Below are 25,367 nucleotides of genomic sequence, written 5' to 3'. Positions count from 1 at the left end.
TTTAATAGACGATTACCGACTTCTTTTTTAATATTATGCTATCGCAGTATTACTATACTTTACGCTCTAGACTAGATGGACAGTATCTTGTTGCTCGCCTCAAAAGTCCTGATCAAGAAACGCCCCTCGCCTATTTGCTGGTATTTAAGGAGGATTATGACGCTTTGAGTTATCTAAATACCCATGCTGCCGATCTCCGCGATCGCTTTGGTGTGGAGTCCGTTAGTAACAGTCAATTAAAGGGCATGATCCAACGTTGGGGCTTTAAAGGTTTAGGGATGGTGCAAGATCCCTTAGAACCTAGGGTGGACTTTGTTACCTTACAGTGAGTTTGGGCACAGCAATTCTCAGCTTTAAATCATTAAGGGATAACGTTGATCAAGATCTTTTTCAGTAAATCCGCACTTTAAAATAATTAATCTCAGATAGCAAAAAACTCCTGTATTCTGTTAAGTAACTACACCAAACTAAATACATGGAGTTTTTGTGCCCGACCGACTCAATGTCAGCCATAAAGCTTGTGACCCCATTGTAACCTCTTTGCCTTCAGATGAATATACTTTTCTGGAGTCTCTCTCTGAAAAAGATAAACCTTGGGACAAGCATCGGAAAAACGCTGACATCATAAGCAACTACTACAGACAGGGGGGAATGGACTCTCACGCAGAGAGGGTCTCACTCTGTTCTCAGTTACTAGAATTCAAAATAGTTCCTGATAAGCAGCTTGGCCAACAGAAGTTAAAACTAGCTTCTGCTAAATTTTGTCGGGTTCGGCATTGTCCTATCTGTCAATGGCGAAGATCACTTCGTTGGAAGGCAAAAGCCTATGAGAACTTGCCGAAAGTCATTGCTGATTACCCTAATGGGCGTTGGATTTTTCTGACGTTGACTATGAAAAATTGTCAGTTGACTGATTTAAGGGAGACATTGCATCACCTTAATCAGTCTTTCAGGCGGTTGACTCAGCTAAAGGCTTTCCCTGGGATAGGTTGGATCAAATCGGTTGAGGTCACAAGGGGCCGTGATGGTCAGTCAGCCCATCCCCATCTTCATTGTCTGATTCTGCTAAAGGATAGCTATTACAAGGAAGATTATCTATCTAAGTCAGATTGGATCGCTTTATGGAAACAATGCCTTCGAGTTGATTATTCCCCAATTCTTGATGTAAAGGCTGTTCAGGCTGAAAGCTCACCAGTGGGATTGATTGCAGAGATTTTAAAGTACCAGTGCAAGGAAAGCGATCTTGTTGCTGATTGTGACTGGTTTTTGGAGTATGTCAAGCAGGTACATGGTACAAGAGCCGTTGGGGTTGGTGGTGTTCTTCGGGACTATTTCAGAGAATTAGAAGAGGAGCCAGAAGATTTAATTGGACATGATGAGGAGTCGGACGATGAGGTTGAACCAGAGTCTCTCTATTTTCGTTGGAATCGGAAAATCAAAAAGTATGTGATGGTGCGTTCTGACTCAATGGGAGTCGTCTATAAGATCCCTGATAAGGAATATCAGAATACGGAATAGTGAACTACGTAGTAAACCATCAGTGGTTTATGATGGTCTTATTGATTGAAATTTTATAGAGAGGACTGGATAGCCATGCCTAGAGGTGGTAAACGACCAGGATCGGGAAATAGGTTTAAATGGCATCATGGAAAAACTGTGACCATTAGAGTACCTATTGCTTTGGTTGATAGAATCATTGAGATAGCTCAAGGATTAGATCGGGGCTTATCCTTTATTGAAAAGGGAGAAGAGCCAAAAACAGCCACAATTGATTGTGGCACACAATCTAAAGTCATTGATATGTCTGGGGTGTCAATTACTGTTATCTCTGGTCAGATGGGCGTAAAACTTAGCGATTTAGTCCGTAAAGGGTACAAAATAGAGCCTAAAAGCCTTAATGATGTTGTTTTAACTGCTTTAACTAAGGAATGGTAACTTATGGGTGAGATAGCTGTCGCTGCTTATGAAGATAGTGCTTTGGTCGTTGACTCTCGTTTAATAGCCCAAGAGCTAGAGATCAACCACTCTGATTGGATGCAGAACATTATTAAAAAGTATCAAGCTCAGACGGAGCAATCGTTTGGGGTTCTCCGTTTTGAAAACGGAAAACCCGAAGTTGGCTCAAAAGGTGGACGACCAGAACTTTTTGCTTGGTTAACTGAGGAACAATCCCTTTTTTATGTAACCCTTAGCAAAAATTCTCCTAGAGTCGTTGAATGTAAAGCTAATTTAGTTAAAGCTTTTATAGCGTATCGGCAGGAATTAAGGCGTAGAGGTGTTTTACTTCAGCCTCATAGTACGGTGTATATTCAGCGATTGGAAAATATGGCTGATCACAAGGTTCCTGATCATTTGTGGACTACTTTTCGTGAAGGTGCTGAAATTTTACTCTTAGTTGAAAAACAATATAAAGTTCCAGTTAATAATTTTGACTTGTGTGATGGAAGTATTGGTAGTCGATGGAAAAATTATCGTGAAAAAAAAGATGCTGATGGTAATCCTAAGTCATGGTTGTGTGAGATTGGAGAATATACACGGGTGTGACCTTTAGTTGATGAAGGAAAAGAAAAGTGTTAACATGGGATGAAAAGTGACAAAGAGGAAACAATGATGACAGCAAAACTAATTAATGTAGAGGGTTCAAAGATAAAAATAGAACTAACATTAGAACTCAGTCGTTCAATGTTGGATACAGAAATAAATATTCAAAAAGGCTTAAACGAAGTAGGTTGCATCGCCAGCAAAGAAGCCTTGAAATATTTAGATACAGATGGTTCACCCTTAAAAATCGGTGAAGAAATCTGGAAGAGTAAGGGAGAGCAACCGAAAGAATATCAAACACCTTATGGTGAGGTTATAGTGAATCGTCATGTATATCAGCGTTCACCTTTGAGGAAAAACGTATTGCCCCTTAGAAAGAGAAGCAAGGATAATCATAACATCAACGCCATTATTGGCAAAACAGGTATCCTCAAAAATGTCAGGGATGGCAGGCAAAGAGGTGAAAAATGATTTATTAGAAAATCATGGTAGAAAAGTAGCGCTATCCTATATCCAAAGATTGAGTGAAGCAGTAGGAAGTGTGGTACAGGCAAAAGAAGAAGCGTGGAGTTATGCCCCGCCCAAGGAGGATAGCCAAATTGCAACAGTGGGAATAGGATTAGATGGAACCTGTATGCTGATGTGTGAGGATGGCTACCGTGAAGCAATGGTGGGAACCGTTTCCCTATACGATAGTGAAGGCGAACGTCAACCTACAATCTATCTAGGTGCGGCACCAGAGTATGGAAAAAAGAGTTTTCTAGAAAGATTAGAAAGAGAAATTGAGCGAGCGAAAAACCGTTATCCAGAGGCAACATTGGTCGGGATAGCAGACGGGGCAGAATCAAATTGGAAGTTTTTAGAAAAGCAAACGGAAGAACAGATATTAGATTTCTATCATGCCTCTGGTTACTTAGGTGCCTTGGCAGAAGCGTTGCATCCGAATACCGTGTCAAAACAAAAAGAATGGTTGACTGAAAATTGTCGAGAACTCAAGCATGAAAAAGGAAAAGCAGGAGAACTGCTAAATCTGATGAAAGAAGTCAAAGAAGAAAAAAGTCATTCTAAGAATCTTACCGAGAAACTACAAGCGGCGATTACTTATTACGAGAATCATCAGCATCAAATGGATTATGCTGAATACATAGAGAAAAAGTATCCGATTGGTTCAGGTGTTACGGAAGCAGCTTGTAAGACGTTGGTCAAACAACGATTATGTTGTTCAGGGATGCGATGGAAGGAAAAAGGAGCAGGAATTATTTTGAGCCTACGAGCTTTGGTATTGACCAAGGAACGATGGAGTCAATTTTGGGCAAAACTTGATCAATATGGGTTCCCTGTAGAACCCTGATTACAACAGCTTTTATCAACTAAAGGTCGCACCCATATACACACAAGTTTCGTGATAAACGTGGCCCTAGAAGTTGTAACGCTTATCACTATAATGAAATCCCATATTTTAAGGCATGGTTGAGAGATCAGTATGTTCCTCTGCACCTCCCCGCTTATCTGCTTAATAAATATGGCAAGCTTGCTGTTAGACAAATATATGAGGAACAAAGATTGCTTAATGACTACATAATTCAGCTTACTGAAATAAAGAGAGCTTCTGTTAATGAACAAGAAAAGTATGAGCTATTCTTAGCCGCTAGGGAAGCAATAGTAAGTCGTTATTTGCCTTTCAACCCAACATAGTCATTGGTTTATAGCATAATTAATAGTATTCCACTTAGTGGCTTACTATTATGCCTACTGACAACCCTAAAATTTCAGCTTACGTCCCACAGGTAATCTATGACTGCTTTGATGAGTTCCGCCGAGACTCTGGGCTCTCTATGTCGCAGTCGGCGGCAGTGATCTTTGCTAAATTCTTTGGGTTGGAGGATATTGTTAAGGAGATTACTGGGGAGACCACAACCGATAATAGTGCGTTGGATAGGATTAAAGTTTTAGAGTCTCAGGTTAGCGATTTATTTGGGAGGCTCAGTAAACTAGAAAATAAACCTTATAGTGAACTACCTGATTCTATAGTTGCTCAGCCAGAAATTCCAGGGATAAACGGTGGCGCAGAGAACGATATACTAAGTGAATTACCTGTCAGTTTACCTATTCAGACAACCGATGCGTCAAATATTTATATAGACAATCTATTGGGAGAACCACTAGGGGAATTACCTAAGATAAGTCCCATTAAGGGAAAAATATTGGAAAAAAGATTGATTCTGTCAAAGACAGGGAAAAGTATTGGCGAATCTAAACTGAGTACCGAAAATAAGAGAGCTACCGATGACTTCTCTCAATGGACAATGGAGCTAGATATTGACAACATTGGATGGGAATATAAGGGCAGAAAGATTGGCTATGTTCCTGCCAGTAAATTGTCCACTGAGCTACAAAGTAAACTACTTAAGTGGATTCAGGAAAATCCGTAATCACTTCTTGATCGTGTCGTTGAAATGCGAATCGAGATCTGCTTAAGTAGTTCGTTTCTTGTAATCTTCTAAGTGTCTTAGTGAAGTTCTAGAACTTCACATTAGGATTTGGACGATCGCCAAACTCTGTACTTCTCCCTTTATGTCGGTTGAAAAACTCATCCGATAATCTATAATCGAAGACAATACGCTCTGGTGGAGACCAACGTAGGAACCGACATAAAGCCTTCATAGTCCGTAGCCACTCGGCAGGAGGCTTGGAAATATTTGTTTCCCTACCGCCAAAATCACCGCGCATTTGGCGACCTTTAGCGCGACAGCGCGACTTGAGGTAACTGGCTTTTACTCCTTTTCCTAAGAGATGTTCTAGGGGTTTATCTTCAAAAAACTGACTGAATAAATACAACGGAGAGTGGATAAATCCTAGACCATTGAGAATCATCGCTTTGAACACTAGGCCTGCGCTGATTTTGGCACGGTCATTTTCTTGTAACTGTTCATTAATGTAATCCGCGATGCCCAGTTCGTCAACTATGGCAGCGATTATCCCAGGGCGAACGCATCTAAAAATGATACAGATACAAGAACATTATAGAGGGATGGATAAGGGAAAATAAGGGAAAGTGCATAGAAAACAAAAGCGATGAAACTCCGACCCAAATATAGACTGGTAGAACACTTTGCCGAAATAGATGACCCTCGCATCGAACGAACAAAACGGCATAAACTCATTGATATTCTAACGATTGCCATCTTAGCCGTCATTTGTGGAGCAGAAGGTTGGGTAGCCATGGAAAGTTTCGGCAAGGCTAAACATCAATGGCTAAAAAAAATTTTGGAATTGCCGAATGGCATCCCCTCCGACGATACGTTTGCGCGTGTATTTGCTAGTCTGAATCCAGAGCAATTTCAAGACTGTTTTCTGCATTGGGTCAAAAGTATAGCGGAGGTAAGTGAAGGGGAAGTGATAGCGATTGACGGCAAAACCCTTCGCCACTCCTATGATAATGCCAACGGAAAGGGCGCAATTCAGATGGTAAGTGCATGGGCAACAGCAAATCGTCTAGTACTAGGACAGTGCAAGGTGGAAAGCAAATCGAATGAAATCACGGCGATACCCAAACTCCTGAAAATGCTAGAGGTCAAAGGTTGTATCGTAACGATTGATGCCATGGGAACTCAGACAAAGATTGCCCAACAGATAGTAGGGTGAGGGGGAGATTATGTTTTGGCATTGAAAGGCAATCAAGGTAATCTATGTGAGGATGTTGAACAATTATTTGCTCATGCTCAATCGATTAATTTTGTGGGAATTAAGCATGATTTCCATCAAACAATAGACAAGGGACATGGACGGATTGAAATTCGCCGTTGCTGGACGATGGAACAAACAGAATTTTTGCTGGGTGGGGAGAAATGGGCAAAGTTGACGAGCATCTGTATGATTCAAGCGGAGAGACGATTGAAAGACAAAACAGAGTATGAGACTCGCTACTATATCAGTAGCCTGCCGAGTAATGCTCAAAAATTATCCCAATCTGTTCGTAGTCATTGGTTGATAGAAAACTCTTTACATTGGGTTCTAGTGGTCTGTCAAGCTAAAGATTGTGAATTTGAGGGAAAATGGAGAGGCTATTCATTACCTCAACAGATATCGTAATAAGTAACCATGCTCAAGACCTATATTGTCCGATTAAGTCAAGGGGTGCGACCTTTAGTTGATAAAAGCTGTTGTAATCAGGGTTCTACAGGGAACCCATATTGATCAAGTTTTGCCCAAAATTGACTCCATCGTTCCTTGGTCAATACCAAAGCTCGTAGGCTCAAAATAATTCCTGCTCCTTTTTCCTTCCATCGCATCCCTGAACAACATAATCGTTGTTTGACCAACGTCTTACAAGCTGCTTCCGTAACACCTGAACCAATCGGATACTTTTTCTCTAAGTAGGGCTTGCTGAAAAAAGCTGAAACCTTTACGGAGAAAAATAGTAGGCGAATTAAGAACCGCTAGAATGCACGAAAATAGGGTAGAATGCCTCAAAACCATTGCATTAAGAAGAGAGAAAGCAGATGTACCGAAAGCAACAGTACTCAATTGAAACACCAGAAAACTTGAAAAATCTGTTCGGCGGGCAGTTAGACGAAGAAAATCGTTGGATAGAAATGTCAAAAATGATTCTTTGGGAAGAATATGAGGAAGAATATGCAAAAAACTTCACAGAAAAAAAAGGAGCCCCAGCCAAATCATTTAGAATGGCATTAGGAGCATTAATTATCAAAGAAATTTCAGGAAAAAGTGACAGAGAAACAGTAGAACAAATAAAAGAGAACCCTTATTTACAGTACTTTATAGGAATGGAAAGCTATAGTAGCAAAGAAGCATTTAATGCGTCAATGATGGTTCATTTTCGTAAAAAAATAGGAATGGAATTAATAAATAAAATTAATAAAGAAATAGAAAAAAAAGCGACGGGTGTAGCGTCAGAAAAAAAAGAAAATGAAGGAAAGTTATTGTTAGATGCGACTTGTACACCAGCAGATATAAAATATCCAACGGATATAGGAATATTGAATGATGCCAGAGAAAAAACAGAAAAAATAATAGATAAGCTGTATGAAGAAATAAAAGAGAAAAGGAAAGAAAAGCCGAGGACTTATAGGGAAGTGGCAAGAAAAGAGTACTTAGCCATAGCAAAAAAACGTCGTGTGTCAAAAAAAGAAAGAAGAAAAGGAACAAAAAAACAACTAGGATATATAAAAAGAAACTTGTCTCATATAGAAAAAATGATAGAAGAGGGAGCAAAGTTAGAAAAACTAACGAAAAAAGAGCAAGAAGAGCTTGTAACGATAGGAAAAGTGTATGAGCAACAGTTAGAAATGTATGAAAAAAAGACAAATAAAGTAGAAAACAGAATTGTGAGTGTAAGCCAACCTCACGTGCGTCCAATAGTGCGTGGAAAAGCGGGAAAAGCAGTAGAGTTTGGAGCTAAAATATCGGCAAGTAATGTGAATGGCTTTGTCTTCTTAGACAAATTAAGTTGGGATAATTACAACGAATCGGGAGATTTACAAGCGCGAATAGAAGAATATAAAAGGGAAACAGGATGTTATCCGGAATCGGTTCATGTGGATAAAATCTATCGAACAAAAGCGAATCGAGCTTATTGTAAAGAAAGGGATATAAGAATGAGTGGTCCCCGATTGGGAAGACCGCCGAAAGAGGTGAGCAAAGAAAAAAAGAAAGAGGCACGCTCAGATGAAAGAGTGCGTAATGCCATTGAGGGTAAATTCGGACAGGGAAAGAGGAAATTTAGTCTTGGTCGAGTGATGGCCAAACTACCTGAGACCTCGGAAACGGTAATTGCGATGAACTTTTTGGTAATGAATCTTTCTACTCTACTTCAGAAGACAAAAAGTAAAAAGTTGTAGAGTCGTTTTTCTTGTGAAAAATGGTGTTAATTTTCCTCTCTTTTGTGAGGAGTGATTTGTGTTGACCTTTTTAGACAGAAAGGAACAATAGATTAAACAAAATCTGTATTTTGATTTGTTTCCATAAGGATAAGTTATCTATGCTTTTTCAGTCCATACTTCCCTAACCCACATTTCTTTCGTTTTTTGACTTTTTCAGCAAGCCCTAAGTATTCAGCATAATCCATTTGATGCTGATGATTCTCGTAATAAGTAATCGCCGCTTGTAGTTTCTCGGTAAGATTCTTAGAATGACTTTTTTCTTCTTTGACTTCTTTCATCAGATTTAGCAGTTCTCCTGCTTTTCCTTTTTCATGCTTGAGTTCTCGACAATTTTCAGTCAACCATTCTTTTTGTTTTGACACGGTATTCGGATGCAACGCTTCTGCCAACGCTCCTAAGTAACCAGAGGCATGATAGAAATCTAATATCTGTTCTTCCGTCTGCTTTTCTAAAAACTTCCAATTTGATTCTGCACCATCTGCTATACCGACAAATTTTGCCTCTGGATAACGGTTTTTCGCTCGCTCAATTTCTCTTTCCAATCTTTCTAGAAAACTCTTTTTTCCGTACTCTGGTGCCGCACCTAGATAGATTGTCTGTTGACGTTCTCCCTCACTATCGTATAGGGAAACGGTTCCCACCATTGCTTCACGGTAGCCATCCTCACACATCAGCATACAGGTTCCATCTAATCCTATTCCCACTGTTGCAATTTGGCTATCCTCCTTGGGCGGGGCATAACTCCACGCTTCTTCTTTTGCCTGTACCACACTTCCTACTGCTTCACTCAATCTTTGGATATAGGATAGCGCTACTTTTCTACCATGATTTTCTAATAAATCATTTTTCACCTCTTTGCCTGCCATCCCTGACATTTTTGAGGATACCTGTTTTGCCAATAATGGCGTTGATGTTATGATTATCCTTGCTTCTCTTTCTAAGGGGCAATACGTTTTTCCTCAAAGGTGAACGCTGATATACATGACGATTCACTATAACCTCACCATAAGGTGTTTGATATTCTTTCGGTTGCTCTCCCTTACTCTTCCAGATTTCTTCACCGATTTTTAAGGGTGAACCATCTGTATCTAAATATTTCAAGGCTTCTTTGCTGGCGATGCAACCTACTTCGTTTAAGCCTTTTTGAATATTTATTTCTGTATCCAACATTGAACGACTGAGTTCTAATGTTAGTTCTATTTTTATCTTTGAACCCTCTACATTAATTAGTTTTGCTGTCATCATTGTTTCCTCTTTGTCACTTTTCATCCCATGTTAACACTTTTCTTTTCCTTCATCAACTAAAGGTCACACCCAAGTCAAGAAGAACGTCAGACCCTAAAAGATTTGGTATCCATCGGCAAAGGAGCGGCTTACAAAATTAAGCACGCCAATATTCTGTTAAACATTGATGTGAATGGACAAGGATGGACGGATGAGGAAGCTGCCGCCGCCTTTAGTTGTCACCGTAACACAGTCGCCAATCTCAGGGAGCGATTGGTCAATGAAGGTGTGGAGTCAGCATTAAGCCGCAAGCCCCGCAAAACGCCGCCTCGTCAACCGATTATTGATGGAGAGGTAGAAGCAAAACTAATCGCCTTACGTTGTGGAGAACCGCCTGCTGGTCAAGCCCGTTGGACATTGAGGTTACTAGCCGACAAGGCGGTCGAGTTAGAAATTGTGCCAGCAATTAGTCACGAAACCGTGCGTCAAGTGTTAAAAAAAACGAACTAAAACCTCATCTGCGACAGATGTACGTGATTCCACCAGAAAAGAGTGCCGAATTTGTGTCTAACATGGAAGATGTTCTAGAAATTTATCACCGACCCTATGACCCCAATTGTCCAGTGATTTGCATGGATGAGCAACCTATACAATTGGTCAAAGAAACCCGCCTTCCTCTACCAGCCAAACCTGGACAGCCAGAGGCGCATGATTACGAATATGAACGCAATGGAACAGCCAATATCTTTATGTTTACAGAACCCTTGTCTGGGTGGCGAAAGACAGTTGTCAGTGAACGTAGAACATCGGTTGACTGGGCAACAGAAATTAAGAATTTACTCGATAACGACTATGCTGATAACGACAAAGTCATTTTAGTATGTGATCAGCTAAATACTCACAAACTTGCCTCACTATATGAAGCATTTGAGCCTTCCACGGCTCGTCGTCTAGTCGAACGGTTGGAAATTCACCATACCCCAAAACATGGCAGTTGGCTTAATATTGCTGAAAACGAGCTGTCCGCAATGACTCGGCAATGCCTAGCTCGTCGAATTCCAGATCGGGAAACTTTAGAGCAAGAAACAACGGCTTGGTACACTCAGCGCAATCATTCCCAAAAGTCGGTAGATTGGCAATTCACGACGGCTGAGGCTCGTATCCGTCTCAAGCGTCTTTATCCACAAATAGAAAATTGACAGACCACTAGACTTGGCCTTCAATGAGGATGCTTGTCGCATTCGTAAGGATTTTGCTCCTGAGAATTTAGCCGTCTTACGCCATATCGCTCTTAACTTGCTCACAAAGGAAAATACTCTGAAACTTGGTATCAAGAATAAACGGCTACGCGCTGGTTGGGACGAGGACTATCTCCTTAAGGTTTTACTCGGATAAGATGCGTTTGCCCTGGCGATTATCCCTAAATGGTCTAGATTTTTAACGCTTAACTTAGTCATTTTCTCTTGAGGTTTATTCGCTTATTTGATTTTAACTATTCCGTTACCATTTCTCACTTTATTTTTATTTTTTCAAATCAGTACGGAATATGGGTTATTAGCTGATAGAGGCTTTGTCCATACCCGATTGATGCGGGCGTGTACAGAAAAGTGGGGATGGCACTATCGGATACGGGTTAAAAGTAATTGCTGGATTTGGCGTGGGAAACAAGGTTGGTGTCAACTTAAGGATTTTCATCTTAATCGAGGAGAAGCTACCTGGGGCTTGCTGAAAAAGTCAAAAACCAAAGAAATATAAGTGAGGGAAGTATGAACTGAAAAAATGAGGATAACTGATTCTTAGGACAGGGCGAACGCATCTTAATTTTTGAAAAGTAGGCTGGATAAGGGTTTCCGAGATCATGATTGATTTTTTATGAAATGCTGAAAGTCTTATCAGATAAGGAGTCTAGAATTTAGATGTGTTTGCCCTACATCAAATGTTACTTAGCTTGACATAATTACGATTTGAATGAAACAAGTTGGCAAAGGGTGCAGACCCTTATGATCCAAGTTTAGGAAATATTTTTGTCGTTTTGATGATGAAAACGAATCCCTAGAAAAATATCGTAAAGAAAACCCCAGAAATTTTTGCCCTCTAGCAAACCCAAACACTGATCACAGCCTTTTTGATCTAGCAAAGATTTGGTCGCATAATAGGCGGGCTGATAATTGTACCAAGGAATCGAGGGCCAAAGATGGTGAATGAGATGATAATTTTGGCCAAAAATCATTAAATTGAGGATCGGACTAGGATATACCCTGGCATTCTTCCAGCGATCGCGTTCTTGAAAAGGACGATGGGGCAAATAGTCAAAAAATAAACCCAGAGCAATGCCAACCACTAGGGCTGGGACAAACCAAAAATTCATAATATAGCCAATAAAATCAAAATAAATCCCCAAAGAAACAATGGTCAAGAGAAATAAACGGCTCAAAAACCACTCTAATAGCTCATATTTACGCCACAACTGCCGCTTAAAAAAGAAAATCTCATGGTAAAAAAATCGGGCTGCAATCAATAACAACGGCCCGCCCGTGGAAACATAATGATCAGGATCATCATCGGGATCGTTGACATGAGCATGGTGTTGGAGATGGACTCTGGTAAACACAGGAAAGGCAAAACCCAGCATTAAAGCACTACCGTGACCCAGAATGGCATTCAAAATGCGATTGCGATGGGCTGAATTATGAGAAGCATCATGGATCACTGTCCCCGATAAATGTAAGGCCAGAACATTGGCGCAGAAGCAGAGCCAATCCGGGAGCCCCCAACACCAATAACCCAGAACCGATAGTCCAATTAGCATCAGGGCAGTGGAAAACATCAAGACGTTGGGATTAAATCCGCCATCTGCCTTCAGAAATTCCCTGGGGACAGTTTGCAGTGTCTGCGTCGCCTGCATTACCGTGATTTACTCCTTACTACCTAAAAGACTCATTTTCAGCCAGTTTATAGTATTAGGGCAATTAAATAAAGATTTGTAACAGGGCAAACGCATCTTATTTTTGAACGATAGGCTAGGTAAAGGTTTCAGCAATCATTATTGATTTTTTATGAAATGCTAAAAGGCTTGTCAAATAAAGAGTCTAGAATTTTGATGCGTTTGCCCTGAGATGTGTAACATTACCGCATCTTATCTAACTAAGCTCTAACCGACATTCCGCAGGTTGCCGCCACCTATAGAGTAATTAATTTAAACTACTCTATTCATAGTGCATTAGAACAAATTAACGCCATACAGAAAGAGCATCTATTTGTATTTATGCGCTATCTGTAGCGTTTGCGGAATGTGGGCTCTAAGAATTACAAATCATGAATTAGGGCTGCTAGGGATAGCTAGCCGGTGAGTTTCCCCCAAAGAAAGACAGTAAAAAAGTCTTAAAAGAACAAAAGTTCGCCAATGGCAGGGTCGTTAGGAAGAAAACAAGCCGAAATATTCTCGTAACTGGACAGTGGGAAGTTCTCGAGGGGTGTGACCTTTAGTTGATGAAGGAAAAGAAAAGTGTTAACATGGGATGAAAAGTGACAAAGAGGAAACAATGATGACAGCAAAACTAATTAATGTAGAGGGTTCAAAGATAAAAATAGAACTAACATTAGAACTCAGTCGTTCAATGTTGGATACAGAAATAAATATTCAAAAAGGCTTAAACGAAGTAGGTTGCATCGCCAGCAAAGAAGCCTTGAAATATTTAGATACAGATGGTTCACCCTTAAAAATCGGTGAAGAAATCTGGAAGAGTAAGGGAGAGCAACCGAAAGAATATCAAACACCTTATGGTGAGGTTATAGTGAATCGTCATGTATATCAGCGTTCACCTTTGAGGAAAAACGTATTGCCCCTTAGAAAGAGAAGCAAGGATAATCATAACATCAACGCCATTATTGGCAAAACAGGTATCCTCAAAAATGTCAGGGATGGCAGGCAAAGAGGTGAAAAATGATTTATTAGAAAATCATGGTAGAAAAGTAGCGCTATCCTATATCCAAAGATTGAGTGAAGCAGTAGGAAGTGTGGTACAGGCAAAAGAAGAAGCGTGGAGTTATGCCCCGCCCAAGGAGGATAGCCAAATTGCAACAGTGGGAATAGGATTAGATGGAACCTGTATGCTGATGTGTGAGGATGGCTACCGTGAAGCAATGGTGGGAACCGTTTCCCTATACGATAGTGAAGGCGAACGTCAACCTACAATCTATCTAGGTGCGGCACCAGAGTATGGAAAAAAGAGTTTTCTAGAAAGATTAGAAAGAGAAATTGAGCGAGCGAAAAACCGTTATCCAGAGGCAACATTGGTCGGGATAGCAGACGGGGCAGAATCAAATTGGAAGTTTTTAGAAAAGCAAACGGAAGAACAGATATTAGATTTCTATCATGCCTCTGGTTACTTAGGTGCCTTGGCAGAAGCGTTGCATCCGAATACCGTGTCAAAACAAAAAGAATGGTTGACTGAAAATTGTCGAGAACTCAAGCATGAAAAAGGAAAAGCAGGAGAACTGCTAAATCTGATGAAAGAAGTCAAAGAAGAAAAAAGTCATTCTAAGAATCTTACCGAGAAACTACAAGCGGCGATTACTTATTACGAGAATCATCAGCATCAAATGGATTATGCTGAATACATAGAGAAAAAGTATCCGATTGGTTCAGGTGTTACGGAAGCAGCTTGTAAGACGTTGGTCAAACAACGATTATGTTGTTCAGGGATGCGATGGAAGGAAAAAGGAGCAGGAATTATTTTGAGCCTACGAGCTTTGGTATTGACCAAGGAACGATGGAGTCAATTTTGGGCAAAACTTGATCAATATGGGTTCCCTGTAGAACCCTGATTACAACAGCTTTTATCAACTAAAGGTCGCACCCTTCTCGAGCAGGGTAAGTGAGAAAAGAAAATCGGACATGCGATACCCAAGAGTGCCGTTATGTCCGAAACTGGCTGATATAGAAAATCGATAGCCAGTGCTATCTATCAATTATGCAACTATACTTCAAACGTTCATAATCTGAGATTTATCAAAGCGTTGAAATCGTAAGGTGAGCAAAGAATCAAGCTCCTCCTTATATTTTACGTTAGCATCTTCAAGACATCCTGAAATTGCTGCAGAAAACTGCGTAAAATCTTCATAATATTTTGCGTATAAACACTTCTTTTTCACAAACTTCCACAGTCTTTCAATTAAATTCAAGTTAGGAGAATAAGGAGGTAAGTACAGTAACTCTATTCCTAATGATTCTGCCAACTCCTGCACAATTCGGCATTTTTGATAACGAGCATTGTCTAATACCAACGTAATCGGTATTAATAGTCCTAATTCTGCTATCTTTTCTAGGAGTTCACAGGGAGCATCTCACCTTTGCAATAAGTAGAAATACTTAACGAGGTAAATGAAAGAGTCAAAAAAGGTAATCATTTAAATAGGAACAGCGATGACGAAGGACTTGTGGTACATTGTCAGAATTCCAACTCGCACCAGTAATTTTAAGACGATGACCAATTTGTTTAGGGTGTGACCTTTAGTTGATGAAGGAAAAGAAAAGTGTTAACATGAGATGAAAAGTGACAAAGAGGAAACAATGATGACAGCAAAACTAATTAATGTAGAGGGTTCAAAGATAAAAATAGAACTAACATTAGAACTCAGTCGTTCAATGTTGGATACAGAAATAAATATTCAAAAAGGCTTAAACGAAGTAGGTTGCATCGCCAGCAAAGAAGCCTTGAAATATTTAGATACAGATGGTTCACCCTTAAAAATCGGTGAAGAAATCTGGAAGAGTAAGGGAGAGCAACCGAAAGAATATCAAACACCTTATGGTGAGGTTATAGTGAATCGTCATGTATATCAGCGTTCACCTTTGAGGAAAAACGTATTGCCCCTTAGAAAGAGAAGCAAGGATAATCATAACATCAACGCCATTATTGGCAAAACAGGTATCCTCAAAAATGTCAGGGATGGCAGGCAAAGAGGTGAAAAATGATTTATTAGAAAATCATGGTAGAAAAGTAGCGCTATCCTATATCCAAAGATTGAGTGAAGCAGTAGGAAGTGTGGTACAAGCAAAAGAAGAAGCGTGGAGTTATGCCCCGCCCAAGGAGGATAGCCAAATTGCAACAGTGGGAATAGGATTAGATGGAACCTGTATGCTGATGTGTGAGGATGGCTACCGTGAAGCAATGGTGGGAACCGTTTCCCTATACGATAGTGAAGGCGAACGTCAACATACAATCTATCTAGGTGCGGCACCAGAGTATGGAAAAAAGAGTTTTCTAGAAAGATTGGAAAGAGAAATTGAGCGAGCGAAAAACCGTTATCCAGAGGCAACATTGGTCGGGATAGCAGACGGGGCAGAATCAAATTGGAAGTTTTTAGAAAAGCAAACGGAAGAACAGATATTAGATTTCTATCATGCCTCTGGTTACTTAGGTGCCTTGGCAGAAGCGTTGCATCCGAATACCGTGTCAAAACAAAAAGAATGGTTGACTGAAAATTGTCGAGAACTCAAGCATGAAAAAGGAAAAGCAGGAGAACTGCTAAATCTGATGAAAGAAGTCAAAGAAGAAAAAAGTCATTCTAAGAATCTTACCGAGAAACTACAAGCGGCGATTACTTATTACGAGAATCATCAGCATCAAATGGATTATGCTGAATACTTAGAGAAAAAGTATCCGATTGGTTCAGGTGTTACGGAAGCAGCTTGTAAGACGTTGGTCAAACAACGATTATGTTGTTCAGGGATGCGATGGAAGGAAAAAGGAGCAGGAATTATTTTGAGCCTACGAGCTTTGGTATTGACCAAGGAACGATGGAGTCAATTTTGGGCAAAACTTGATCAATATGGGTTCCCTGTAGAACCCTGATTACAACAGCTTTTATCAACTAAAGGTCGCACCCACTTACCTCCGCTATACTTTTGACCCAATGCAGAAAACAGTCTTGAAATTGCTCTGGATTCAGACTAGCAAATACACGCGCAAACGTATCGTCGGAGGGGATGCCATTCGGCAATTCCAAAATTTTTTTTAGCCATTGATGTTTAGCCTTGCCGAAACTTTCCATGGCTACCCAACCTTCTGCTCCACAAATAACGGCTAAGATGGCAATCGTTAGAATATCAATGAGTTTATGCCGTTTTGTTCGTTCGATGCGAGGGTCATCTATTTCGGCAAAGTGTTCTACCAGTCTATATTTGGGTCGGAGTTTCATCGCTTTTGTTTTCTATGCACTTTCCCTTATTTTCCCTTATCCATCCCTCTATAATGTTCTTGTATCTGTATCATTTTTAGATGCGTTCGCCCTGATGTCTCGTCTTGCTATTAGCCAATATTATCGAGATCTGGATCAAATTATTCAGTATGGCGGTCGTCGGAATGAAAGTCAGATTCGTTTTGCTTTTCAAAGTTTGTTAAATGAGTATTGTCAACCGAAGGATTTTTTGGTGGTTTCAGAGTTGGATTATCGAACAAAACGCGGTAATTTGATCCGTTTGGATGGCGTTGTTAAAGATGCGCTGCGTCTGGAGTGGGGCTATTGGGAGGCCAAGGATGATGATGATGATTTGGAGAAAGAAATTGAGAAAAAATTAGCCAAGGGTTATCCCGACGATAATATTTTATTTGAAGATTCTCAGACGGCGATTTTGTTACGTCAGGGTGAGGTTTGTTGGCGTGTTGCGATGCGTGATGAGCAGGCTCTTGATCAGCTTTTAACGGAATTTATTAATTATGAACGGCCAGAGGTTAAGGATTTTCGCTCGGCGATCGCGGTTTTCAATGAGGATTTACCGACCATTTTAATTCGCTTACGAGAAATGATTAATGAGCAGTCAGAAAATAATGCTAATTTTGTTATAGCTAGAGATAAGTTTTTAAGAATTTGTCAGCAGTCTATTAATCCAGAGGTTAATAGGGATGATGTGCGAGAAATGATCATTCAGCATATTTTAACGGAGGATATTTTTACCAATATTTTCAATCTGACTTTTCCCGTTAAGTGCGGATTGCAAGCTGCCAGCCTTGGCAAAGGTCATGCAACTTCAACCAACCGCGCCAAAGGACTTGGATACCGAGAGGAGTTTTACGACGATGTTCAAGATAACCACCAAGAAAAGCAACAGACTCGACAGCCCAAGCAACAGTCAAAATAGGGGGAAGTTTTTGAGAGGCGGCTGCTTTTAACACCTGAAGTTGAAGAGGATTAAGAATTTCAATCGCGAGAGCATCGGGCTGGGTACGATGAAGATAAGTAACGTGTAAAAGTTCAACAGCAATGACACTTAAAAAACCCAAAAGAGTTTTCATTCCATCAGAGGCAAGTCGATAACGCTCACTCTGACAACCAGACTTAAGGACTTTATGAAATTCTTCAACCCGCCATCGGTAGGTGTACCAACGAAGAATAGTGACAGCCATCTCAATAGTCTCAACAACTTCTGTAGTCAGAAGCATCCAAGATAAAGGAGTTTCGCCTTCGGGACAATCGATTTCTGTCGCATAAACAGCATAGACATTCAACGGGTCACGATTATCAAAACGATAGGGAGTTCGTAGATTAACTGAGCAAAATCGGACGGCAAGCTTAACCTTCCGTGCTTTTCTTTTTCCTGTACTCGGAATCTCGATTTCTTGATGAAAACGAATCGGTTCTGATTCCAAATGTTGCCAAAGTCGTTCACTATTTTTGTCTAAACTACGATTATGAGACGCTCTGACCAGCACTCCTGTATGCTTGAGTTGACGCACTGAGTCAAAGACTTCTGAAACATCTCCTTCTCTGTCAAATACATGAATTACCCTCGTTGAACTTTCTACCTGTTTCTCACAGGTGTTTAGAGCCTCTACCCATTTGTAGGATTCTTTTTCCTCAAATGGTCTTTGACGAGCTGCTTTTCTTTGTTCTTTCTGTCTTTCTTTTTTCTGCTTCGCCGTTTCATCTGTTGGGGGCTTTTCTTTTACCTCCCTATTCCACAGTTTTTGCCATAATAAACCTAATACTTGTCCTTTTTCTGGCTCAATTGCTAAAGCACTATGCAGTATTAATCCATTCCCTCCTTTTCCAGTCGGCCCATACCCTTCCCTTTTTTCCTTGATATTGCGATAATCTAAGAAGGTCGTATCTCCGACTGATAGCATTATCTTATATTCTTCTACGGCGGCAGTTGTCATTTCACAGTGCGGCTCTATTATCTTGACAAAGTCTGTTTTCGGATTCCCAAAAATTCATAGGACCTCTTTAACTCGTTTCCTCCCTTAAACACTTCTGATAAGGCTTTTCCAAACCCCTCACTTAACTTTTTCCCAATCGAGAAGGCACGATTGTTTAGCCTCTCGTCTCCCAATTCACAACTGGCAAAGTTTTTTGTCCACCATTCCAACATTTTTTGACCTGCCCTTTAAGATTTTCTCCATTTTACAGTCTCATACTCCCTTCATCCTTTGTTTTTGAAATTTGAACGATAAGCGGGATGATGGCTTCAGAATATTTTTTTCCTGTCAAGAGAATCATTACTCAAACCCTTGCCAGATAAAGCCTCTAGAAGTTTGCATTGCTGGATTTTGGACTTAACGGGAAAAGTCAGTATTTTCAATGAGTCGCAATTTCATCGAGAAAATAATATTGCCCGTGAGTTAGGTAATGTGATTAATACGTTTTTTGTTGGTTCAGTTCGACGTAATATGTTAGGCAGTATTGAACATTATTATGGAGTAATTCGACGCACGGCAGCTAATATCTATAATCATCAAGAAAAGCAAAAGTTTTTGAAGGCAATTTATGAGAATTTTTATAAGGCTTATAATCCGAAAGCGGCGGATCGTTTGGGCATTGTTTATACGCCCAGTGAGATTGTTAAGTTTATGATTGAGAGTGTAGATTATTTATTAGATAAGCATTTTGGCAAGTTATTACAGGATAAAAATGTAGAGATTTTAGACCCGGCAACGGGGACGGGAACTTTTATCACTGAGTTAATTGAGTATATTAATAAGGATAAGTTAAAGTATAAATATCAGCATGAAATTCACTGTAATGAGGTGGCAATTTTGCCCTATTATATTGCCAATTTGAATATTGAATTTCTAAGTACAGGACAAAAAATGTAGGGAGTCGAGAAAAAGAGAAAAATTGGGTAGAGAAGGATTAAGAACAAGATGACGAAGATGGTCAAAACCAAGACGAAAAAGACTCTGCGCTAGGCGACCATGTTTCTTGAGGGGAATGGGATGAAGATGATGAATTGCTAGACCAGTTTTGAGAGACCAAGCCAAAGCTAAAGCCAGTAAAGCCAAAAGCTTACGAAGACGCTTGGGGTCAGTAAAGTGAGTAGATTCCAAGCAAAAGCCACGAGTCTTAAAGATGCCAAAAAGGGTTTCAATGCCCCAACGCAGGGCATAATCGTGAATAAGACCTTGGGAATCGGGATGTCCAATGACGATGAGTAGAGAATTATCAGGCAATCGAAGAGCCTCTACAGAAACAGGATATCCCCAAACCCGACAACTCCCTTGAAGACGTTGAGATTCACCAATAGCAAGATGGGCAAAAATGACTTTGGCGGCCAAAAGCTTGCCATTGTGCTCAATCTTGTCCGTAGCCCGAATTCTCAGACAGAAAGCCAGTAGCGGTTCGAGCAGAAGATAGCGAAGCCAAGCCTGACCAATAAACTCACGGTCGCCACATAAACAACGAATCAGGGCGGTGGGAAAAATCTTGAGCATCTCCTCGATAAAACGCATTCGTTCATCACTGTTAGAATTGCCCTTTTTCTTGCTAAGCATCCACCACAAGATGGGAATGGCTACTCCTTCATGGACAATGCCGACAGTGAGGATATTATAACCATGACTGCCAAACTCCCAGGTTGTGCGGTCAATACTTAGGGCTTGCTGAAAAAGTCAAAAAACGAAAGAAATGTGGGTTAGGGAAGTATGGACTGAAAAAGCATAGATAACTTATCCTTATGGAAACAAATCAAAATACAGATTTTGTTTAATCTATTGTTCCTTTCTGTCTAAAAAGGTCAACACAAATCACTCCTCACAAAAGAGAGGAAAATTAACACCATTTTTCACAAGAAAAACGACTCTACAACTTTTTACTTTTTGTCTTCTGAAGTAGAGTAGAAAGATTCATTACCAAAAAATTCATCGCAATTACCGTTTCCGAGGTCTCAGGTAGTTTGGCCATCACTCGACCAAGACTAAATTTCCTCTTTCCCTGTCCGAATTTACCCTCAATGGCATTACGCACTCTTTCATCTGAGCGTGCCTCTTTCTTTTTTTCTTTGCTCACCTCTTTCGGCGGTCTTCCCAATCGGGGACCACTCATTCTTATATCCCTTTCTTTACAATAAGCTCGATTCGCTTTTGTTCGATAGATTTTATCCACATGAACCGATTCCGGATAACATCCTGTTTCCCTTTTATATTCTTCTATTCGCGCTTGTAAATCTCCCGATTCGTTGTAATTATCCCAACTTAATTTGTCTAAGAAGACAAAGCCATTCACATTACTTGCCGATATTTTAGCTCCAAACTCTACTGCTTTTCCCGCTTTTCCACGCACTATTGGACGCACGTGAGGTTGGCTTACACTCACAATTCTGTTTTCTACTTTATTTGTCTTTTTTTCATACATTTCTAACTGTTGCTCATACACTTTTCCTATCGTTACAAGCTCTTCTTGCTCTTTTTTCGTTAGTTTTTCTAACTTTGCTCCCTCTTCTATCATTTTTTCTATATCAGACAAGTTTCTTTTTATATATCCTAGTTGTTTTTTTGTTCCTTTTCTTCTTTCTTTTTTTGACACACGACGTTTTTTTGCTATGGCTAAGTACTCTTTTCTTGCCACTTCCCTATAAGTCCTCGGCTTTTCTTTCCTTTTCTCTTTTATTTCTTCATACAGCTTATCTATTATTTTTTCTGTTTTTTCTCTGGCATCATTCAATATTCCTATATCCGTTGGATATTTTATATCTGCTGGTGTACAAGTCGCATCTAACAATAACTTTCCTTCATTTTCTTTTTTTTCTGACGCTACACCCGTCGCTTTTTTTTCTATTTCTTTATTAATTTTATTTATTAATTCCATTCCTATTTTTTTACGAAAATGAACCATCATTGACGCATTAAATGCTTCTTTGCTACTATAGCTTTCCATTCCTATAAAGTACTGTAAATAAGGGTTCTCTTTTATTTGTTCTACTGTTTCTCTGTCACTTTTTCCTGAAATTTCTTTGATAATTAATGCTCCTAATGCCATTCTAAATGATTTGGCTGGGGCTCCTTTTTTTTCTGTGAAGTTTTTTGCATATTCTTCCTCATATTCTTCCCAAAGAATCATTTTTGACATTTCTATCCAACGATTTTCTTCGTCTAACTGCCCGCCGAACAGATTTTTCAAGTTTTCTGGTGTTTCAATTGAGTACTGTTGCTTTCGGTACATCTGCTTTCTCTCTTCTTAATGCAATGGTTTTGAGGCATTCTACCCTATTTTCGTGCATTCTAGCGGTTCTTAATTCGCCTACTATTTTTCTCCGTAAAGGTTTCAGCTTTTTTCAGCAAGCCCTACTTAATACCCAAGGTTGAGGGATATCCAGCCAACTGACTACAATACGGGCAATGTGATGGTAATCCAGCTCAAATCCTGAGAAAAAGCGTTGTAAGCGTTTGTAATGAGAATCCACCAATGCCCGACCTTCAAAACCCAGAGCCAATTCTTTAAGGTTAACCGTTTTCACTTTGAGGAGGGCGAGTAAGAACAAGGTTAGGAAGGAGAGTCTGGCACCATGCCATCCCAAATGGGGTTTTAGGGCTTGTTTCAATGGGGAGCATCTCACCTTTGCAATAAGTAGAAATACTTAACGAGGTAAATGAAAGAGTCAAAAAAGGTAATCATTTAAATAGGAACAGCGATGACGAAGGACTTGTGGTACATTGTCAGAATTCCAACTCGCACCAGTAATTTTAAGACGATGACCAATTTGTTTAACTTGAGATTCGACAGAGCCAGAGCCAATAGAAATGCCCTCTGCCTGCAAATAACCATAATTGACAATCCGATGTTTATGCTTGTTTAAATAAATGATAAAATTCTCAGCTTGAGGCTCTGACCATCCCTCAAAACAGGAGATAGCGGCATCCACTTCACCCGTCCAAAGAAAAGACTTGACCTCCTCAATTCGCTGGAATGACCCCCCAACTTTATAGAGGTTTTCAATTAAGTGATACCAGTCCAAAATTTCAACTCGCTCATGTTTCTGTCCTATCTCACGAAATAAGTTCCAGATACCATCATGTCCATCTCCCAAACAAATTAAAGGCTTAGCCAAAATTTGAGAATTAACCAAATCTAATAAAGCCGAGTTATCTTGAAAAAAGGCAGCTACCCCCAATTGATGAAAACTGACTCCTTTATAATCACGCCAAATTAAGGGTTCTCCCTTGGGAGTTCTGAGTCGTACCTTCCCACCATCTATGCTAATTTCTTCGACTTCTGTGTTAGAGGGTAATTCTTCAAAATGATAGCGATGTACAAGGCGTTGTTGCGTACTGTGAGAAACAGCAATTCCCGTCAATGATTGGATTTTCTTAGCTGCTTTTCCATAAGACTCATCGCCACTCAGTAGCAAACAGTTCTTCTCTAACATTGGACTCATCTGAGTTCGAGGCTTTAGTTCTAATTTCTTCGCTTGTTTTTCTGTAATGGGCAATTCCCCCAAAATACTTTTTACTGTTCGTATCCGACCTGTGGTTTCCTCGGTACTTGTTTTGACAAAAAAATACCTATTTCTGGGTTGACATACTGAATCATTAAGTCTCTGACAGTCTCCTCTATTTCGCCCAAATTATTAAATGTTTTAACTTGAGATTGTTGATAGAGACATTCTCCCAACTCTTGACATAACTCTTGAATCCTTTTTTCATTTTCTGATAACACTGATAACATGAGATTGTTCCTCAATTGGGATAGATTTTGGAAAGTGGGTCTCGACTATTATACTCTCATTTCTTTTTTTGATAAAGTTCGATAAAGTTCAAAGTCTTATTTTTCTGCCCATAAGTATTAATACTTATTGCATAAGTGAGATGCTCCCACCCATTTCATCTATAATTCCCGCTACGATTCCTAAGTGGTCGAGGTCTTTAATATTTAGGTTATTCATTTTTACTGTTGATTCTATCTAAGACAAGACTCCATTTTAGAACTTTATTGACATTTTTTATCCTTGCCCGAAATCAATGCACAAGTACCGATACTAGCTCGCGTGAACTAGTGCTCCTCTTCGACAACCTGCGGAATGTGGGTTTTAAAAACCAAGATTATCAAAGCGCGATCGATTATTTTAGCCAATCACTAAAACAGGAAAAAATGATCCTGAAACGGTCATTTATTTAAACAATGCTCGTGCTTTAATGCAGGGAAATTATGATCATATTGGGGTTAGTGTTCCTATCGGCAGTAACAGGGAAATTGCTGAAGAAATTTTGAGAGGAGTTGCAACCTTTCAAGATAAATTAAATACTCAAAAAATGGGTAGAGATAGACGATCATTAGTGATTGAAATTGCTAATGATGACAATAATCCAGCGATCGCCCAAGAAATTGCCAAGTATTTTGTTAAAGAGACTGCCATCCAAGCCGTGATTGGTCATAATGCCTCCGATGCTAGTGTGGCGGCGGCTCCGATTTACCAAAAAGGGGGTCTCGTGATGTTAAGTCCCACCTCTTTTTCTGATCGCCTAATTACTTTGGGAGATCATATTTTTCGGATGGTTCCCCTTAGTTCTTTAACCGATAAATTGGCAAATTATATTGTTAAAACCACTCCAAAAGCGAGGGTTACAAGTTGTTTTGATGGGGAAGCAATTGATAATGCTTCTTTTGCGACCAGAGTTGCTTCTAAATTAATTGATGAAAAGATTTCTTATATTAATATTCCCTGTAACTTTTCCGATCCCCAATTTAAGGCGGATCAAAAAATCAATGAAATTATTAATCAGGGGATAGATACTCTCATTTTGGCTCCCCACGTTGATCGCATTGAAAAAGCCTTGGAAATGGCCAAAGCGAATCAAGGTCGCTTAACACTTTTTGGAAGCAGTACCCTACTCACGGGATTAACCTTAAAGGGAGGACAAGCCGTTAATAACTTAGTCTTGGTAGTGCCTTGGTACAAAGATCAGTCTGATGCTTTTAGTCAAGAACTGGCAAAAAAATGGGGAAGTACTCGCAATTGGCGTACGATTTTATCCTACGATGCAACTGTCACGATCGCCACCGCTTTATCTATTAATCCGACCCGTAACGGAATTGCTCAGGTTTTGCGCCGTCAGGATTTTAAGGGTAAGGGCGTAACTGGAGATATTCAATTTTTACCAAGCGGCGATCGTATTCCCAGCCCAACAACAGGGGATTTCGTACAGGTGCAATTGAACGAAAAGAATCATCAATTTTTCCCCATTGATTTTCCCCCGTAATTGGGGTCTGCTGAAAAGTCCACAAAATGAGTTAAAGATTATCAACTTTGGAAATTGGCGATCGCCCAAGCTGTTCGAGAGATAATAAAATCTGATTACGATTAATAATCGCATTTTATTGTTTTTGCTAAAATTGGGAGGTCAAGTGCCATCAAAGCCAAAATTGCGGTTTTCGGCAAAGGTCTGATCGCAAATCATCGTTTTCTATTTTTAGGGGAAATTTGCT

At 39.9% G+C, this 25,367-nt stretch carries 15 protein-coding genes and 12 pseudogenes; 14 read left to right on the top strand and 13 right to left on the bottom strand.

Annotation, left to right across the window (positions count from 1 at the left end; translation table 11 throughout):
* The first annotated feature begins 35 nt into the window (after nucleotides 1-35).
* From KA717_03750 to KA717_03725, 6 genes and pseudogenes are all read left to right on the top strand, one after another.
* On the top strand, nucleotides 36-329 hold the full coding sequence (locus KA717_03750) for a hypothetical protein (GenBank protein ID UXE62017.1): 294 nt from the start codon (nucleotides 36-38) through the stop codon (nucleotides 327-329).
* Nucleotides 330-651: 322 nt separating this feature from the next.
* Nucleotides 652-1,518: a protein rep gene (locus KA717_03745; protein UXE62016.1), complete on the top strand. Its 867-nt coding sequence runs from the start codon at nucleotides 652-654 to the stop codon at nucleotides 1,516-1,518.
* Nucleotides 1,519-1,593: 75 nt separating this feature from the next.
* The gene (locus KA717_03740; GenBank protein UXE62015.1) at nucleotides 1,594-1,935 is read left to right on the top strand and encodes a ribbon-helix-helix domain-containing protein; all 342 of its coding nucleotides are present in this window, start codon (nucleotides 1,594-1,596) and stop codon (nucleotides 1,933-1,935) included.
* Nucleotides 1,936-1,938: 3 nt separating this feature from the next.
* Nucleotides 1,939-2,544: a Rha family transcriptional regulator gene (locus KA717_03735; GenBank protein ID UXE62014.1), complete on the top strand. Its 606-nt coding sequence runs from the start codon at nucleotides 1,939-1,941 to the stop codon at nucleotides 2,542-2,544.
* A 66-nt stretch (nucleotides 2,545-2,610) separates the two neighbouring features.
* Nucleotides 2,611-3,892 (top strand): annotated as a pseudogene (locus KA717_03730) (ISKra4 family transposase).
* Between the two features lie 394 nt (nucleotides 3,893-4,286).
* Complete coding sequence (locus tag KA717_03725) at nucleotides 4,287-4,973, top strand: hypothetical protein (GenBank protein ID UXE62013.1); 687 nt, start codon at nucleotides 4,287-4,289, stop codon at nucleotides 4,971-4,973.
* Nucleotides 4,974-5,061: 88 nt separating this feature from the next.
* On the opposite strand, the gene KA717_03720 is transcribed toward KA717_03725, so the two are convergent.
* Nucleotides 5,062-5,478, bottom strand: coding sequence for a DUF4277 domain-containing protein (locus tag KA717_03720; GenBank protein UXE64542.1), 417 nt, complete (start codon nucleotides 5,476-5,478; stop codon nucleotides 5,062-5,064).
* A gap of 138 nt (nucleotides 5,479-5,616) precedes the next feature.
* Here KA717_03720 and KA717_03715 point away from each other — a divergent pair.
* Nucleotides 5,617-6,558 (top strand): annotated as a pseudogene (locus KA717_03715) (ISAs1 family transposase).
* Between the two features lie 152 nt (nucleotides 6,559-6,710).
* Here the strand turns inward: KA717_03715 and KA717_03710 are convergent.
* A pseudogene (locus KA717_03710) lies at nucleotides 6,711-6,902 on the bottom strand (ISKra4 family transposase).
* Between the two features lie 141 nt (nucleotides 6,903-7,043).
* Here KA717_03710 and KA717_03705 point away from each other — a divergent pair.
* Nucleotides 7,044-8,381, top strand: a pseudogene (locus KA717_03705) (IS5 family transposase).
* A gap of 155 nt (nucleotides 8,382-8,536) precedes the next feature.
* Here KA717_03705 and KA717_03700 read toward each other — a convergent pair.
* On the bottom strand, nucleotides 8,537-9,319 hold the full coding sequence (locus KA717_03700; GenBank protein ID UXE62012.1) for a hypothetical protein: 783 nt from the start codon (nucleotides 9,317-9,319) through the stop codon (nucleotides 8,537-8,539).
* Nucleotides 9,285-9,713, bottom strand: a complete 429-nt coding sequence (locus tag KA717_03695) for a hypothetical protein (GenBank protein UXE62011.1) — start codon at nucleotides 9,711-9,713, stop codon at nucleotides 9,285-9,287. Before KA717_03695 ends, KA717_03700 begins: the two co-directional genes overlap by 35 nt.
* 78 nt (nucleotides 9,714-9,791) lie before the next feature.
* Between KA717_03695 and KA717_03690 the strand changes: the two genes are divergently transcribed.
* Both KA717_03690 and KA717_03685 read left to right on the top strand, forming a co-directional pair.
* Nucleotides 9,792-10,867, top strand: a protein-coding gene (locus KA717_03690) for an IS630 family transposase (protein ID UXE62010.1) whose coding sequence is annotated in 2 segments (ribosomal slippage) — nucleotides 9,792-10,155 and nucleotides 10,155-10,867 — 1,077 coding nt in all. Because the reading frame shifts where the segments join, the coding sequence is not laid out codon by codon here.
* 7 nt (nucleotides 10,868-10,874) lie between these two features.
* A pseudogene (locus tag KA717_03685) lies at nucleotides 10,875-11,063 on the top strand (ISAs1 family transposase).
* Between the two features lie 616 nt (nucleotides 11,064-11,679).
* On the opposite strand, the gene KA717_03680 reads toward KA717_03685, so the two are convergent.
* The gene (locus KA717_03680; GenBank protein ID UXE62009.1) at nucleotides 11,680-12,573 is read right to left on the bottom strand and encodes a fatty acid desaturase; all 894 of its coding nucleotides are present in this window, start codon (nucleotides 12,571-12,573) and stop codon (nucleotides 11,680-11,682) included.
* Nucleotides 12,574-13,213: 640 nt separating this feature from the next.
* On the opposite strand from KA717_03680, the pseudogene KA717_03675 reads away from it, so the two are divergent.
* A pseudogene (locus KA717_03675) lies at nucleotides 13,214-14,495 on the top strand (ISKra4 family transposase).
* Between the two features lie 159 nt (nucleotides 14,496-14,654).
* Here KA717_03675 and KA717_03670 read toward each other — a convergent pair.
* A pseudogene (locus KA717_03670) lies at nucleotides 14,655-15,005 on the bottom strand (transposase).
* 238 nt (nucleotides 15,006-15,243) lie between these two features.
* Between KA717_03670 and KA717_03665 the strand changes: the two are divergent.
* Nucleotides 15,244-16,525: pseudogene (locus KA717_03665) on the top strand (ISKra4 family transposase).
* Between the two features lie 34 nt (nucleotides 16,526-16,559).
* On the opposite strand, the pseudogene KA717_03660 reads toward KA717_03665, so the two are convergent.
* From KA717_03660 to KA717_03650, 3 genes and pseudogenes are all read right to left on the bottom strand, one after another.
* Nucleotides 16,560-16,871 (bottom strand): annotated as a pseudogene (locus KA717_03660) (ISAs1 family transposase).
* Nucleotides 16,872-17,653: 782 nt separating this feature from the next.
* Nucleotides 17,654-18,829, bottom strand: coding sequence for an IS4 family transposase (locus KA717_03655; GenBank protein ID UXE62008.1), 1,176 nt, complete (start codon nucleotides 18,827-18,829; stop codon nucleotides 17,654-17,656).
* A gap of 17 nt (nucleotides 18,830-18,846) precedes the next feature.
* Nucleotides 18,847-19,041: a transposase gene (locus KA717_03650; GenBank protein UXE62007.1), complete on the bottom strand. Its 195-nt coding sequence runs from the start codon at nucleotides 19,039-19,041 to the stop codon at nucleotides 18,847-18,849.
* Between the two features lie 139 nt (nucleotides 19,042-19,180).
* On the opposite strand from KA717_03650, the gene KA717_03645 reads away from it, so the two are divergent.
* On the top strand, nucleotides 19,181-19,765 hold the full coding sequence (locus KA717_03645; GenBank protein ID UXE62006.1) for an N-6 DNA methylase: 585 nt from the start codon (nucleotides 19,181-19,183) through the stop codon (nucleotides 19,763-19,765).
* On the opposite strand, the pseudogene KA717_03640 reads toward KA717_03645, so the two are convergent.
* From KA717_03640 to KA717_03625, 4 genes and pseudogenes are all read right to left on the bottom strand, one after another.
* Nucleotides 19,742-20,542, bottom strand: a pseudogene (locus tag KA717_03640) (IS4 family transposase). The gene KA717_03645 and the pseudogene KA717_03640 sit on opposite strands and share 24 nt — an antisense overlap.
* Before the next feature lie 226 nt (nucleotides 20,543-20,768).
* Nucleotides 20,769-22,106 (bottom strand): annotated as a pseudogene (locus KA717_03635) (IS5 family transposase).
* A gap of 124 nt (nucleotides 22,107-22,230) precedes the next feature.
* Nucleotides 22,231-22,500: pseudogene (locus tag KA717_03630) on the bottom strand (IS4 family transposase).
* Between the two features lie 42 nt (nucleotides 22,501-22,542).
* Nucleotides 22,543-23,600 (bottom strand): ISKra4 family transposase gene (locus KA717_03625; protein ID UXE64541.1). Its coding sequence is split into 2 segments (ribosomal slippage): nucleotides 22,543-23,444 and nucleotides 23,444-23,600, totalling 1,059 coding nucleotides; the frame shifts between segments, so codons are not numbered across the junction.
* A 476-nt stretch (nucleotides 23,601-24,076) separates the two neighbouring features.
* Here KA717_03625 and KA717_03620 point away from each other — a divergent pair.
* Nucleotides 24,077-25,141: an ABC transporter substrate-binding protein gene (locus tag KA717_03620; protein UXE62005.1), complete on the top strand. Its 1,065-nt coding sequence runs from the start codon at nucleotides 24,077-24,079 to the stop codon at nucleotides 25,139-25,141.
* The last annotated feature ends 226 nt before the right edge of the window (nucleotides 25,142-25,367 follow it).

This window comes from Woronichinia naegeliana WA131 (assembly GCA_025370055.1).
GTDB classification, from domain to species: domain Bacteria; phylum Cyanobacteriota; class Cyanobacteriia; order Cyanobacteriales; family Microcystaceae; genus Woronichinia; species Woronichinia naegeliana.
This window is presented reverse-complemented; position numbering and strand designations above follow the sequence as displayed.

Bases quoted from the DNA above. Each gene is read 5' to 3' on its own strand.
- KA717_03695 (UXE62011.1), bottom strand. From the start codon at position 9,713: ATGAAAAGTGACAAAGAGGAAACAATGATGACAGCAAAACTAATTAAT.
- KA717_03655 (UXE62008.1), bottom strand. From the start codon at position 18,829: ATGACAACTGCCGCCGTAGAAGAATATAAGATAATGCTATCAGTCGGA.
- KA717_03725 (UXE62013.1), top strand. From the start codon at position 4,287: ATGCCTACTGACAACCCTAAAATTTCAGCTTACGTCCCACAGGTAATC.
- KA717_03750 (UXE62017.1), top strand. From the start codon at position 36: ATGCTATCGCAGTATTACTATACTTTACGCTCTAGACTAGATGGACAG.
- KA717_03700 (UXE62012.1), bottom strand. From the start codon at position 9,319: ATGTCAGGGATGGCAGGCAAAGAGGTGAAAAATGATTTATTAGAAAAT.
- KA717_03745 (UXE62016.1), top strand. From the start codon at position 652: ATGGACTCTCACGCAGAGAGGGTCTCACTCTGTTCTCAGTTACTAGAA.
- KA717_03620 (UXE62005.1), top strand. From the start codon at position 24,077: ATGCAGGGAAATTATGATCATATTGGGGTTAGTGTTCCTATCGGCAGT.
- KA717_03680 (UXE62009.1), bottom strand. From the start codon at position 12,573: ATGCAGGCGACGCAGACACTGCAAACTGTCCCCAGGGAATTTCTGAAG.
- KA717_03740 (UXE62015.1), top strand. From the start codon at position 1,594: ATGCCTAGAGGTGGTAAACGACCAGGATCGGGAAATAGGTTTAAATGG.
- KA717_03735 (UXE62014.1), top strand. From the start codon at position 1,939: ATGGGTGAGATAGCTGTCGCTGCTTATGAAGATAGTGCTTTGGTCGTT.
- KA717_03650 (UXE62007.1), bottom strand. From the start codon at position 19,041: ATGTTGGAATGGTGGACAAAAAACTTTGCCAGTTGTGAATTGGGAGAC.